The 12,522-nt window shown below is 58.5% G+C and carries 14 protein-coding genes; 8 read left to right on the top strand and 6 right to left on the bottom strand.

Features of this window, described 5'->3' with window-relative positions; translation table 11 throughout:
• Positions 1–111: 111 nt before the first annotated feature.
• Positions 112–1,614: a proline--tRNA ligase gene (gene proS / locus Mal65_RS24160; RefSeq protein WP_145303723.1), complete on the top strand. Its 1,503-nt coding sequence runs from the start codon at positions 112–114 to the stop codon at positions 1,612–1,614.
• A 25-nt stretch (positions 1,615–1,639) separates the two neighbouring features.
• On the opposite strand, the gene Mal65_RS24155 is transcribed toward proS, so the two are convergent.
• Complete coding sequence (locus tag Mal65_RS24155) at positions 1,640–2,473, bottom strand: amidohydrolase family protein (protein WP_145303720.1); 834 nt, start codon at positions 2,471–2,473, stop codon at positions 1,640–1,642.
• 175 nt (positions 2,474–2,648) lie between these two features.
• Between Mal65_RS24155 and lpxK the strand changes: the two genes are divergently transcribed.
• A complete protein-coding gene (gene lpxK / locus Mal65_RS24150) occupies positions 2,649–3,719 on the top strand; it encodes a tetraacyldisaccharide 4'-kinase (RefSeq protein ID WP_145303717.1) in 1,071 nt (356 codons plus the stop codon).
• A 48-nt stretch (positions 3,720–3,767) separates the two neighbouring features.
• On the opposite strand, the gene Mal65_RS24145 is transcribed toward lpxK, so the two are convergent.
• The gene (locus tag Mal65_RS24145) at positions 3,768–3,968 is read right to left on the bottom strand and encodes a hypothetical protein (protein ID WP_145303714.1); all 201 of its coding nucleotides are present in this window, start codon (positions 3,966–3,968) and stop codon (positions 3,768–3,770) included.
• 47 nt (positions 3,969–4,015) lie between these two features.
• On the opposite strand from Mal65_RS24145, the gene Mal65_RS26725 reads away from it, so the two are divergent.
• The 6 genes from Mal65_RS26725 to Mal65_RS24120 all read left to right on the top strand — a co-directional run bounded on the left by Mal65_RS26725 (position 4,016) and on the right by Mal65_RS24120 (position 9,521).
• On the top strand, positions 4,016–4,153 hold the full coding sequence (locus Mal65_RS26725) for a hypothetical protein (RefSeq protein ID WP_165701502.1): 138 nt from the start codon (positions 4,016–4,018) through the stop codon (positions 4,151–4,153).
• Positions 4,154–4,328: 175 nt separating this feature from the next.
• The gene (locus Mal65_RS24140) at positions 4,329–4,733 is read left to right on the top strand and encodes a hypothetical protein (RefSeq protein ID WP_145303711.1); all 405 of its coding nucleotides are present in this window, start codon (positions 4,329–4,331) and stop codon (positions 4,731–4,733) included.
• Positions 4,734–4,854: 121 nt separating this feature from the next.
• On the top strand, positions 4,855–5,922 hold the full coding sequence (locus tag Mal65_RS24135) for a hypothetical protein (RefSeq protein WP_196784414.1): 1,068 nt from the start codon (positions 4,855–4,857) through the stop codon (positions 5,920–5,922).
• An 85-nt stretch (positions 5,923–6,007) separates the two neighbouring features.
• Positions 6,008–6,250 (top strand): hypothetical protein, encoded by a 243-nt coding sequence (locus Mal65_RS24130; RefSeq protein ID WP_145303708.1) that lies wholly within the window; start codon positions 6,008–6,010, stop codon positions 6,248–6,250.
• Positions 6,251–6,286: 36 nt separating this feature from the next.
• Complete coding sequence (xerC, locus tag Mal65_RS24125) at positions 6,287–7,192, top strand: tyrosine recombinase XerC (protein ID WP_145303706.1); 906 nt, start codon at positions 6,287–6,289, stop codon at positions 7,190–7,192.
• A gap of 154 nt (positions 7,193–7,346) precedes the next feature.
• Positions 7,347–9,521, top strand: coding sequence for an FAD-dependent oxidoreductase (locus Mal65_RS24120; protein ID WP_231131237.1), 2,175 nt, complete (start codon positions 7,347–7,349; stop codon positions 9,519–9,521).
• Position 9,522: 1 nt separating this feature from the next.
• Here the strand turns inward: Mal65_RS24120 and Mal65_RS24115 are convergent, their stop codons facing one another.
• The 4 genes from Mal65_RS24115 to Mal65_RS27045 form a co-directional block, all read right to left on the bottom strand.
• A complete protein-coding gene (locus Mal65_RS24115; RefSeq protein ID WP_145303703.1) occupies positions 9,523–10,203 on the bottom strand; it encodes a TIGR04283 family arsenosugar biosynthesis glycosyltransferase in 681 nt (226 codons plus the stop codon).
• Between the two features lie 51 nt (positions 10,204–10,254).
• Positions 10,255–11,394: an LptF/LptG family permease gene (locus Mal65_RS24110; RefSeq protein WP_145303700.1), complete on the bottom strand. Its 1,140-nt coding sequence runs from the start codon at positions 11,392–11,394 to the stop codon at positions 10,255–10,257.
• Between the two features lie 120 nt (positions 11,395–11,514).
• Entirely contained in the window at positions 11,515–12,288 is a 774-nt protein-coding gene (locus Mal65_RS24105; RefSeq protein ID WP_165701501.1) for a 2-phosphosulfolactate phosphatase, read from the bottom strand.
• 9 nt (positions 12,289–12,297) lie between these two features.
• A complete protein-coding gene (locus Mal65_RS27045) occupies positions 12,298–12,507 on the bottom strand; it encodes a zinc ribbon domain-containing protein (RefSeq protein WP_231131236.1) in 210 nt (69 codons plus the stop codon).
• Between the last annotated feature and the right edge of the window lie 15 nt (positions 12,508–12,522).

The following is a 12,522-nucleotide window of genomic DNA, read 5'->3' as shown; positions in this document are numbered from 1 at the left end:
TTATTCTGATCCGGCGGCTTCGGTACGATGCCGCTTTCGTTCGACGCGTGTGGGCCTGGTTCGCACGCGTTTTCTTGATGTTCTGACGCCTCGAACTTTTGCATCACCGCCATGGCCAAAACCGCCATCACGCCGACTCGCGCCGAAGACTATCCGGAATGGTTTCAACAGGTCGTCCGTGCAGCCGACATGGCGGAAACGTCGGCGGTCCGCGGCTGCATCGTGATCAAACCGTGGGGATACCGGTTGTGGGAAAACATGCAGCGATCCCTGGACGACATGTTCAAGGCGACCGGGCACCAGAACGCCTATTTCCCGCTGTTCATTCCCATGAGCTTTCTGGAAAAGGAAGCCGAACATGTCGAAGGGTTCGCCAAGGAATGTGCCGTCGTCACCCACCACCGTCTGGAACCGGATCCCGACGGCGGGCTGCGGCCGGCGGGCAAGTTGGAAGAACCGCTGATCGTTCGGCCGACCAGCGAAACGATCATCGGCGCGACCTATGCAAAGTGGGTTCAGAGCTATCGTGATCTGCCGATCCTGATCAACCAGTGGGCCAATGTGGTTCGCTGGGAAATGCGGACGCGGATGTTTTTGCGGACCGCTGAATTTTTGTGGCAGGAAGGTCACACGGTTCATGCGACCGCCGAAGAAGCGGTCGAAGAAACCGAGCGGATGATCGACGTCTATGCCGATTTTGCCGAAAACTGGATGGCCATGCCGGTGATCGTCGGCAGCAAGACCGACAGCGAACGCTTTCCCGGTGCCGTCGAAACGCTGTCCATCGAAGCGATGATGCAAGATCGCAAGGCACTGCAGGCCGGTACCAGTCACTTCCTTGGGCAAAACTTTTCCAAAGCCCAGGAGATCAAGTTTCAAAGCGAAACCGGTGACATCCAGTACGCTTGGACCACCAGCTGGGGCGTTTCCACACGGTTGGTCGGCGCATTGGTGATGACCCACAGTGACGACGATGGCTTGGTCTTGCCGCCACGTTTGGCACCCATCCAAATCGTGATCCAACCGATATACAAAGGCGACGATCAACGCGGCCAGATTTTGCAATACGTCAACGAGCTTCGTGATCAGATCGCCGCCCAAGAATACGACAACCAACCGATCCGTATTGAAATCGATGACCGCGACATTCGCGGCGGTGAAAAGAAGTGGTACCACGTCAAACGGGGCGTTCCGATTCGATTGGAAGTCGGTCCGAAAGACATGGCCGCCGACAGCGTCTTTGTCGGCCGTCGTGATCAGCCCAAAAGTATCGGCATGGACAAAGCCGAATTTGTCGCCAAGGTGAGCGACCTGTTGGCCCAGATTCAAACGGGTTTGTTTGAACGCGCCCTGGCAATGCGCAACGACAACACCGTCACGATCGACAACGAAGCCGATTTCCGTTCGTTCTTCACACCGGCCAATGCCAAGAATCCGGAGATTCATGGGGGCTTTGCGAAGTGTCACTTTGCCAGCGAAGCAGACTTGGCCGATTTGTTGAAAGAACTGAAAGTCACCCCGCGGTGCATTCCGCGTGGCGACAACCATCCGGGCAAATGCTTTTTGACCGGCAAGCCGGCGGAGCATTACGCCATCTTTGCCAAGTCGTATTGATCGGATTCCTTTCCGGCGATCGGAATCACTTCAAGCCGTAGGCGTCGATCGCGGTCTGGGCAAAGAACTGCGCCTTTTCAGAATCGCTCAGCGGTTCGGTCAGCTGCCGAACTGTGTCCAGCCACCGCGTGTATTGCGAACGAAGCAAGCACACCGGCCAATCGCTGCCGAACATCAATCGATCCGCGCCGAATGCTTCCAACGCGATGTCAAAGTACGGACGGATCGTGTCGATCGTCCATTGTTCGTCACGGACCTCGGTCACAACGCCGCTGAACTTGCAAACGACATTGGAACGCTTGGCCAACTGGCGGAAATTGGTCATCCAATTCGCGTTGACGTGGTCGCCGTCGATCGCCGGTTTGGCGATATGGTCCAAGACAAACTTTTGGTCGGGATGTCGGTCGACGAATTCCAGTGCCGCCGGCAACTGTCGCCCGAAAATCAAAATGTCATAGACGAAACCAAATTCACGCAGCCGGCCGACACCGCGATTGAAGTCTTCCCGCAACAGGAAACGGTTATCGGGTTCGTCTTGCACCACGTGCCGAAATCCCACCACCCGCGGTTGATCCGCATAACGGTGCAAGTGCTTGTCGACATCCGGATCGACCAAGGGCACCCAGCCGACGATGCCGCGGATGCGTGATTCCTGTTCGGCGATTTCCAGCAAGGCATCGGTCTCTTCGATGCACTGGCGGGCCTGGACGCTGACGAAGCCATCAACCGAATGGTCATCGGCGATTTGTGCTAATTGAGGTGCCAGAAAATCGTTCTTCAGCACCGACATGGAATCGTCAATCCAGCCATAGTCGTCGACGCTGTATTTCCAAAGATGGTGATGACTATCGATCAGCATGGGGGCAGCCGGTAAGAAGTGTGGGGCGGTAAAAAATGTGGGCGACAGTGACGGCAAAGCAGGGTGACAGCCCGGACGTCGGGGCGCTATTCTGGACCCAGAAAAACAGTGTCGCGATTGTTGGGAATCGCGACGGCACCAGTTCCAGGAATCGTCGACACGTAGTGGCCGGGTGATGGATTATCGCGAAATCATGTCGGGACGGAAACGCGGTGTGCCGGCGGGATTGTTGCGTGCGGCCTTGGGGGCCGGCAGCCTGGCTTACGGATTGGGCGTTCGTCATCGAAATCGGCGTTTCGATCGCGATCCCCAGGCGGTGATCGATTGTGGCGTTCCGGTCATTAGCGTTGGCAATTTGACGACCGGTGGGACTGGTAAGACGCCGATCGTTGCCGCTCTAGCCCGACAGATCCGCGATGCCGGGTACCGTGTGGCATTGGTCAGCCGAGGTTACGGGCGTGGGGACGCCGACCAAAACGACGAGGCCGATGAGTTGTACGCGCGATTGCCCGATGTGCCGCATTTGCAGGATCCCGATCGGGTGGCGGCCGCCAAAATCGCGGTCGATGAATTGGAAGCCGAAGTGATCTTGATGGACGACGGTTTCCAGCATCGCCGCTTGCATCGCGATCTGGACATTGTCGTGATCGATGCGACATGTCCGTTCGGGTACGGTCACCTGTTGCCACGTGGGTTGCTGCGCGAACCGGTGACCGGAATCCGACGTGCCGATCTGGTGATCCTCAGCCGGTGCGGCCAAGTCAATGCCGACACGGTGGATGCGATCCAGCAACGCTTGGCTGAGGTGGACGGACGGATCGGCGATCAGATACCGCTGATCACCAGCGACCACCAACCGTCACGCTTGATCAATGATGCCGACCCGAACCGGCCGATCCGTGATCTGGAAAACCGCCGGATCGCGACTTTGTGTGCGATCGGAAATCCAGATTCTTTCGAATCAACGGTGCGGCAGTGCGGCGCGACCATGGTCGATTCTTTTCGTTTGCCCGACCACGACCGGTACGAACCCGACACGGTCCAGCGGATACGCCAATGGATCGGCGGGCTGGATGGCCGCGTCGACGAAGTGGTCTGTACCCACAAGGATCTTGTGAAACTGAAGACCTCGCGACTGGGCGGACTGCCGTTGTCCGCGGTTCAGGTCGATTGGGTGGTCTTGTCCGGCGAAGCGGCATTAAAAAAGGCCGTCCAATCGGTGATTGAACGGCCCAAAGACTTCTAGGGCAACGGCGGGAAATCTCAGCCAAACGCAACGGCGGTGGGCCGTCAATCAGGGAGTTTCGCCGGCGGGCGTTTCGCTGCCGGTGGTGACGTTGCTGCCCGGGGTTTCAACACCGGTGGTGGTGTTGGAGGTTTCCGTTTCGGTGACGGTGGTGTCGGTCGAAACGTCCACGTCTTCGGCCGGCGGGGTGCATCCGACGGTGAAGCAGCACAACAGGGCGGCGGCAACCAAGGAGATCAATTTGTTCATAGGTCTGTTCAGCGGGCAGGACGGTTGAAAAACGGAACGGTTCGTCGATGAACGATTCGCAAAGGGGGGGCGACGCACCGTCGGATCACGAACGTCGTATGCGTCTGACGATTCATCTTAGCCGGCGCTTCGCCGACGAAAAGGGCGTCATCCGCGACAACGCCGTCTGGGCGGTCGCCGCATAAACACCCTAATCGATACAGTTGCCCAGATCCGTCCGCATAACCCGTTTGTGGGCGTCTGATTCACCCTTGTTTCGTTCGCACGCCTAAGCGCCGCTTCGGTCAATCGCCGATACCAAGGGCAGGGCTATCAACCCAGAAATCTGGCCAAACACCTTCCGGCGTACGAGCGGGTGAAATGAAAAAGACGTTGCTGTTGTCCGCTTTCGCGGTTTGTGTGTTTTCCGCCGGTGCCGCTGTGGCGCAAGACAGTGCGACCGATGCGGCCGCGCCGATGTTCGATCGTCTGCCGCTATACGGCAGCCCCGCCGAATCGGCCGAGCCGAGCGCAACGCAGCAGCCGGCTGTGACCGAAAATCCGTCGCTGGACCGTCGTCGCGCCGAACAGGCGTACGACAAAAAGCTGCGGACCGCGATGCTTCGTCAGGAACGAGCGCTTTACTGGATGAAGCATCGTATGGCGCGGATGGAACGCGACGCTTGGCTGGGACATTCGCCGTTGCGGCCTCGCTTCCACGCGATCCCAACGGCGGCCAGCCGCTACAACCAGCCGACCGTGCTGGTGCCGGTGTACGTTCGCTGATGCGGATCGCCAGCGGGAAAAAATGCTGGGATTTAAATCAAGTCGGCCGCGATGCGTGCCGATTCAAGAGAGCTAGGGACGGAGGCAACGCGGGACTCATTGCGCGCCGGCCCGAGTAAACGTGAAACACGCCACCCGTCATCTGCCCGCGATTCTGCTGACGATCGCTTTGTGCCCGATTTGGGGCGGCTGTTCGCTGTTTCCCGAAACGCGGTACCGTCAACGGCTTCACAACCCGTTCCCGCAGCTCAAGCGGGTGGCGGTGTTGCCGTTTTACAACCAAAGCCAATCGCCGACGCTGGACACCGAACAGGTGGCCGAGGCCTATTATGCGGCGCTGCAAGCGGTTCCCGGGTTTGAGGTTTTGCCGGTCGGCGTGACCAAAGCACAGTGGCACGCCTATGCGATGCAGTTCGGCGAACCCACGACCGGACAACAGTTTCAGAATCTGGCCCGGTTCATGAACGTGGAAGCGGTCGTGGTCGGTTCGGTCACCGATTACGAATCGTATTACCCGCCCCGCATGGCCATGACCGTTCACTGGTATGCGGCCAACGAAGGCTTCCACGAAATTCCGCCCGGTTATGGTTTGCCGTGGGGAACCGAGGCGGAAGAAGGCATTCCCAGTCGAATTGTCCAGGAAGCCGAATTCGAACTTGCCCGCAGCCAACTGGCCACCCAATCGCCGACCGTTGCCCAGCAACAACCCGACGGCCACCAAGGCCCCGACAGCCAAGCGACGGTCCAAGCGGGCTATGTCGAAGGCGAAAACGTCATCGGCGATGTCATGTTGCAAGACCCCGTGGATGGTTCGGTCGTCACCTTGGATGCGGAATCGTGGACCGCCGACGGAGCGATGCACGAAAGCTTGCCGCCCAATTTCCCCGGCCCGGTCGACTTGATCCCCGATCCGCCGGCTCCGGTGCGACCGGTTGCAACGCCCACTCATAAGCCGGTCTTGGCACAAACGCGGATGTATCGCGGGGACGACCCTTACTTTACGGCAAGGCTTGCCGATTACGTTGAAACGGGCGATGACGCGCGCGGGATGGGTTGGCAAGGATATCTGAAACGTAGCGATGATTTCGTACGTTTCTGTTGTCACCTTCACATCGCCGAAATGCTGGAGTCTCGCGGGGGTGCGGACCAAAGCGACCTCATCCTGCGTTGGCCGCTCAGCCGATACTGATGTTCGTCAGCGTGGCACACCGGGCGGCAAATTGTCGGCTCGGTCCAAGGCCACGGGCGTTCAACGGACCATCGGGAACAATCGAATGGATGCGGAAATCAACGTACTGGCGTTGGTCAAAGGTGAAGAGAAGTTTCTCTTTTTGTTCGACGATCAGAACCGCGACGAAACGTTGCGTCAGCTGGCCCGATTCGCCGCCAATCCGGAAATCGATTTCAGCTGGTACGACGCCGCGATGCTGAGCCGAAAGATCCGTGACGCCGTGCCCGATGAAGCCTGTGATTATTACGAAGCGGAGTTGGACAGTCTGTCATCGGACGAATTTTAGGCGTCCGCTTCCAAACGTTTCGGGCTCTTTTGGGCAATGCAACAAGCGATCACCTCGTTTCTGCGATACTTGGCCACCGAACGCAATGCGTCCGACTTGACGATCAAGTCGTATCGCGAAGATCTGTTCGGATTGTTGGAATGGTTGCAAGCGACCACCGGCGGCACGCCCAAGCCGGATGATCTGTCGCCACAACAGCTGCGCACCTTCCAGGCGGCTTTGACCGAAGCCGGATACGCACGCGCGACCATTTCCCGAAAGTTGGCATCGCTGCGCAGTTTCTATCGCTTTGCCATGCGAGAGGGGATGGCGACCAGCAATCCCGCCAAGCCGCTGCGTAACCCACGCCGACAGCGAAAGCTGCCGCACGTGTTAAGCACCGATGAGGTCGGACGGCTGTTGTTGGCACCGCCCGATGCCGATCCGGCGGGACTGAGAGACCGGGCGATTCTGGAAACGATGTACTCCGCAGGGCTTCGCGTCAGCGAACTGGTCGGGATCCGCGACGGCGACGTCGACCCGCACGAACAGATCGTTCGCGTGCGCGGGAAAGGTCGCAAGGAACGAATCAGTCCGCTGGGATCATTCGCGCTGCGGGCGATCGATCGCTATGCGCGGGTGCGGGTTCGCGATCCCAAGGTCGAACAACTCGGCCGCGAAGCCCCGGTCTTTGTCAATCGATTCGGCCGAAACCTGACCACACGTAGCGTCGGACGGATGTTGGAAAAATACATCGGTCTGGCTGATCTGGATTCACGGACCAGTCCACACACGCTGCGACACAGTTTTGCCACGCACTTGCTGGACCGCGGAGCCGATATTCGCAGCGTTCAAGAACTGCTGGGCCACAAGAGTCTGTCGACCACACAGATCTACACGCACGTTAGCGCCGCGGGGCTACGGCAGATTTACGAAAAGGCGCACCCACGCGCCGCCGGCTGATCGGGATCGGCGTTTGTGCCCACGGCAACAGGGCAGGGCAGTATGCTGTGGCGTCAGCTGGCCCGGGTTGCATCATCGACGCATCGGTTGATCGCGACCGACGGTGGCAGGTTTCTTCCCGCCTTTTGACTCGCTTCCCCAGCGTGTGTGCCCCATGACTGTTCGACAAGCCTTCGCCATCGCTCTGATGGTGATCTGTGTGCAACCGGTGTTCGCTGCCGATGCCAATGAAAGCCAGACTCAAGAACAAAGCCAAGAGGAACCGGTCCGTGTGCGTCGCGATCTGGTCATTTATGGCGGTACATCAGCGGCGATTTCCGCAGCGGTTCAAGCGAAACGCGATGGCCTGTCGGTCGTCATCGTATCGCCGGACAAGCACTTGGGTGGATTGACCAGCGGCGGTTTGGGGTGGACCGACACGGGGAACAAAGCGGTCATCGGCGGGATCGCCCGAGAATTCTATGCCCGCGTTTACGACCACTATCAAACCGACCAGGCCTGGCAATGGCAGCCACGTTCGGATTACGGAAATCGCGGCCAGGGAACCCCGGCGATCGATGGCGATCGACGCACGATGTGGATCTTTGAACCGCACGTGGCCGAAGCCATCTTTGACAGTTGGGTCGACGAAAACCAGATCGTTGTGCACCGCGACCGGTGGCTGAATCGTGAAAACGGTGTCACCGTGGTCGATGGACGTATCACACAGTTCACCACGCTAGATGGCAGTGTCTATCAAGGCAAAATGTTCATCGACGCGACTTATGAAGGTGATCTGATGGCGGCCGCGGGTGTCAGCTATCACGTCGGTCGCGAATCCATGGATACGTACGGTGAACAATGGAACGGTATTCAAACCGGCGTTTATCATCACCGCCATCATTTCAAAGCCGTCGATTCGCCGATCGATCCTTATGTGGTCCCTGGTGACCCGTCCAGCGGCGTGATCGCAAAAGTCAGCGATGATCCGCCCGGCGAATATGGTGCCGCGGACCACCGGATCCAAGCTTATTGTTTTCGCATGTGTCTGACGGATCATCCCGATAACCGGGTCCCCTTTGCAAAGCCCGATGGCTACGATCCGGCCGACTACGAATTGCTGGGCCGTGTCTATCAAGCCGGTTGGACTGACACGTTTCGAAAGTTTGATCCGATTCCCAATCGAAAGACCGACACGAACAACCATGGTCCGATGAGTACCGACAACATCGGCATGAACTACGAATATCCCGAAGCCAGCTACCAGCGACGTCGCGAAATCATCGCCGAACACGAGCGCTATCAGAAAGGCTGGCTGTACTTCATCTGCACCGACCCGCGTGTACCACAGGCGACACGCGATCGAATGAACCAATGGGGCTTGGCGGCGGACGAGTTTCAAGACAACGGCAATTGGCCGCATCAGATTTACGTCCGCGAAGCCCGCCGAATGATGGGCGAAATGGTGATGACCGAAAACCATCTGTTGAAGCGAACGGAAACGCCCTGTTCGGTGGGCATGGGCAGCTATGCGATGGATTCACACAACGTCCAGCGGTACGTCGATGACCATGGTCATGTGCAAAACGAAGGCGATATCGGTGTGTCGACACGGGGCCCGTATCAGATCGCCTATCAAGCGTTGGTACCGAAGAAGGCCGAGTGCGAAAATCTGTTGGTGCCCGTCTGTGTGTCCAGCTCTCACATCGCTTTTGGTTCGATTCGTATGGAACCCGTGTTCATGATCCTGGGACAATCCGCGTCGACCGCCGCCGCCATTGCAATTGATCACGACGTCGCGGTTCAGGATGTTTCATACGCGGAATTGCGCAAGGAGTTGTTGGACGACGAACAAGTGCTGGAAACACCGGCGGATGTCTTGAATGCCGTCTCGAATCGATCGCAATCAATTCCTGTGAAGTCGATTGATGGCTTGGTCGTTGACAACACGAAAGCACAGACCACGGGCAATTGGCAATCCAGTCATTCTGCGCCCAGCCATGTCGGTTACGACTATCTGCACGATGGGAATGCGGGAGACGGCAAATCGACCGCGACCTTTACGATCACCGTTGACGACGGCGGGGAATACGATTTGCGGCTGGCATACACACCGCATTCCAATCGGGCAACCAATGTGCCGGTTCTGATTCGGTGGGGGGAAAACCAAGTGGCCGCCACCGTCAACCAGAAAGAAAGCCCTACATTGGATGGCTGTTTCGTTTCCCTGGGCAAATACTCGCTATCGGCCGGACAGTCGGTCACCGTTCGAATCAGTAATCGGGGGACCGATGGGCATGTCATTGCCGACGCGATCGCCTTGGTCCCGCTCGCGTCGGCAAAGCCGTAGATCACTTGCCGCGATACCAATCGGCCAAGGTCTCCGGTGCAACACCAAGTTTGTAAGCGATCTGGATTCGCCAGTTCAGCAGCGTCTGGCGGACCGGTCCCCGGTTTTGCCAGCGGCGCGCGCTGGTGATGACCGGGCCATCAATCAGTTTTGGCCGGCCGCGACTTCGCAGCCTTTTGGATAGTTCGACGTCTTCCATCAGTGGTGATTCGCTGAACCCGCCAACGGACTTAAAGACGTCGCGGCGGACGAAAATGGCTTGGTCGCCGAACGCCATCGACATCCAGCGGACTCTTGCCGCGTTGCCCGATTCGATCCAGCGATAGATACGTTCGGAAGATTCGATGCGTTGGCGGCACGCGCCCCAGACCCATTCGTCGTCCAAGCGACAGATCTGGTCCAAGGTGTCTTTGCCTAGACGACTGTCGGCGTGCAGGAACAGAATGGCTTTGCCACGGGCGAAAACCGACCCCGAATTCATTTGAATACCGCGTCCGGGAAGGCTACGGATGACGTGCCCGGCACCAGAGTTTTGTGCGATCGAAGCGGTTGCGTCGGTGCTGCCGCCGTCGCTGACGATGATCTCGGTTGCCCCCGACGCCAAGGCCGAATCAATGCACGGGGCGATGTGATCCGCTTCGTTCAACGCGGGAATGACAATCGAAATTTCGTCGGGCTTCACGTGCCGTGACCGTTGCAGATGGGAACGGCGACACGCGGATGCGACGCCGATTCAAACCGTTTGGACGAAGCGGTACCGGACGTACGCGACCGGACCGATCACCAACAGTGGGATCCAAGCGGCCATCGCGGGTGACAACACATAGCCACTGCCCGCCATTCCGCCGGCCACCGTTTTTAGCCCAAAGAAGAAAACGACGATACCGATCGCCGCCCCAATACAGACGAACAAGTTCTGTTGACGACGATTGACCACCAACGGCAACACCAACAGCACCAAAGCCATGTCCAAGGGAACACGGACGACTCGCTCGTGCAGATAGACCCGCAACGCGTCGCTGCTGTGGACGGCTGGATTGCAGACGCGACCGACTAGTTCCAGAACCGATGCCTGTTTGGTGGCGGTGGAATTGGACTGCAGCAAATCGATGCCGATCCGGGTGGCGACGAAGCACTCGTCAGGATTCAGCCAATCTTGGTCAGTGGCCGTCATCAGAATCGGTCGTCCATCGAAATAGACCGTGGGGACTTGCGAAACGGACTCGGGACGCTGGACGTCTTGGACCAGGAAACCATCGGGGTGCTTGTCGCTGGCGGCCAACCAGACGGCGTCGGTGCCGGTCAGCAGATCGCCAAAACCGTCGAAGTCGCCGTACAACAAAAAGCTGGGTTCGGTGATGCGATTTTCAGTAGCAACCAGCGAACTGCCGTCGATCAGGATGCCGTTGATTCGGTCGTAACGCGACGTCACCGGTTGCGCCGCGTTGACGTCCAAGTCTTTCGATTTCATCGTCAGGCTATCGCGAAAATGCGGCAGCACCAGTTCGCGATTGGCCAACTGGACCATGATGATGGCGGCACTGGCCATCACCATCGGCCGCAAGATTCGGCCGTGGGAGATTCCCGCCGACAATGTTGCGGTCAGTTCCCCCGTGTGCCGCAGCCAACCGGCGGTGAACAGAAACGCCATCAACGTAATGATCGCGCCGGTCCAGTCGAAAAGCAGCAACAGCAACGGGCCGTACGAACTGATCAGCGTCGGAAACCAACCGCCACTGGATTCGGCCCGTCGCGTCAATTCGTCCATGCTGTGAAACGCATGAAACACGACAAAGACGCCACCCAGCGAAAAAAACGTGATCAATACGGTGCGCAGAAACAGCACCAAGATGTAGCGATCAATGCGTGTCACGTTCCAAACGTCTGGGGATACAGGTGGAAGGTCGATCGGTTCGCAGCCAACAGTCCGTCCGCGTTATCTCCTGAATGGCCCCGTCGTCACAAGGTCAATCGTTACGACGATGACGATTGCTTAGCGTGCATCGGCAAACGCCGTCCCGTTGGTTTCGGCGTCGAATCGGATTCGCGTCGGAACGACCTGACAGTTGTCAATTAGGGCGCATCGCAGAACATCACCTGCGTAGCCGCGATTCACCAAATTGCGTCCGCCGCGGCCCAGTCGTAGGCCACCGGCCAGGTCGTTCGCCGCCAACGACCGGACGGGTGCGGAAAACTGCTGACGCCACGTCGCCCGCGCGATTTCGGCGGAATCGTCGGCGACGGTCGCGGCATCGCTGGTGACGGCATCTTCGATGATTGCGCCGGCCAGCAAGACGTCTTCCAAGGTGATCTCGCCGTCGGTGCCCGCACAGACAAGCAATACGTTTTCATGACCCGACATCGCGTTTCGGATCGCGGAAAAGTTCACGAAGGAACCCAGAATCACCTGACGCACATCACCGACCGCGGCGACGGCGGCGGTTCCATTGGTGGTCGTCAAAACCAAGTCGCGTCCGGAAACGACCGACGGCCCATATTCGGCCGGCGAATTGCCCAGATCAAATCCTTCGATCCGGTGGCATTGCCGCTCGCCGCACAGCAGCGGTGGGGTTGGGGTGGCCGCGGCGATTCGTTCGGACAATTTTCGCGACGCATCGATGCCGGGGCACGTCCACAAAATTCCGGCGCCATTGCCCAGGGCAGTGGACGCGACCGTGGTCGCCCGCAGAACGTCAATCACGATGGCCAAGTCCGCCGAAAAATCGGCCGACCGCAGCGACGGCAATAAGCAGGTACTGATGCGCACGACGCGGATTCAGAAACGGTCTTGTTCGGCGTCGGCGGACACGAAAACTTCGCCATCACGGACGTCGACATGGATGTGATTGGGACGACAGCACACCGGACAGTCTTCGACATAATCTTGCCGGGAACCTTCGGTGACGTCGATCGGAATCACGATCTCTTCGCCACATCCGTCACACACATAGGTGGATTCGTCGTTCAATTCGCGGTCTTCGTCCATGTCTATGTCCTCGAC

The organism is Crateriforma conspicua (assembly GCF_007752935.1).
Classification (GTDB): Bacteria; Planctomycetota; Planctomycetia; order Pirellulales; family Pirellulaceae; genus Crateriforma; species Crateriforma conspicua.
This window is presented reverse-complemented; position numbering and strand designations above follow the sequence as displayed.

Excerpts from the sequence above, each read along its gene's own strand:
- proS (WP_145303723.1), top strand. The coding sequence starts at position 112 with ATGGCCAAAACCGCCATCACGCCGACTCGCGCCGAAGACTATCCGGAA.
- Mal65_RS24155 (WP_145303720.1), bottom strand. The coding sequence starts at position 2,473 with ATGCTGATCGATAGTCATCACCATCTTTGGAAATACAGCGTCGACGAC.
- lpxK (WP_145303717.1), top strand. The coding sequence starts at position 2,649 with ATGGATTATCGCGAAATCATGTCGGGACGGAAACGCGGTGTGCCGGCG.
- Mal65_RS24145 (WP_145303714.1), bottom strand. The coding sequence starts at position 3,968 with ATGAACAAATTGATCTCCTTGGTTGCCGCCGCCCTGTTGTGCTGCTTC.
- Mal65_RS26725 (WP_165701502.1), top strand. The coding sequence starts at position 4,016 with ATGAACGATTCGCAAAGGGGGGGCGACGCACCGTCGGATCACGAACGT.
- Mal65_RS24140 (WP_145303711.1), top strand. The coding sequence starts at position 4,329 with ATGAAAAAGACGTTGCTGTTGTCCGCTTTCGCGGTTTGTGTGTTTTCC.
- Mal65_RS24130 (WP_145303708.1), top strand. The coding sequence starts at position 6,008 with ATGGATGCGGAAATCAACGTACTGGCGTTGGTCAAAGGTGAAGAGAAG.
- xerC (WP_145303706.1), top strand. The coding sequence starts at position 6,287 with ATGCAACAAGCGATCACCTCGTTTCTGCGATACTTGGCCACCGAACGC.
- Mal65_RS24120 (WP_231131237.1), top strand. The coding sequence starts at position 7,347 with ATGACTGTTCGACAAGCCTTCGCCATCGCTCTGATGGTGATCTGTGTG.
- Mal65_RS27045 (WP_231131236.1), bottom strand. The coding sequence starts at position 12,507 with ATGGACGAAGACCGCGAATTGAACGACGAATCCACCTATGTGTGTGAC.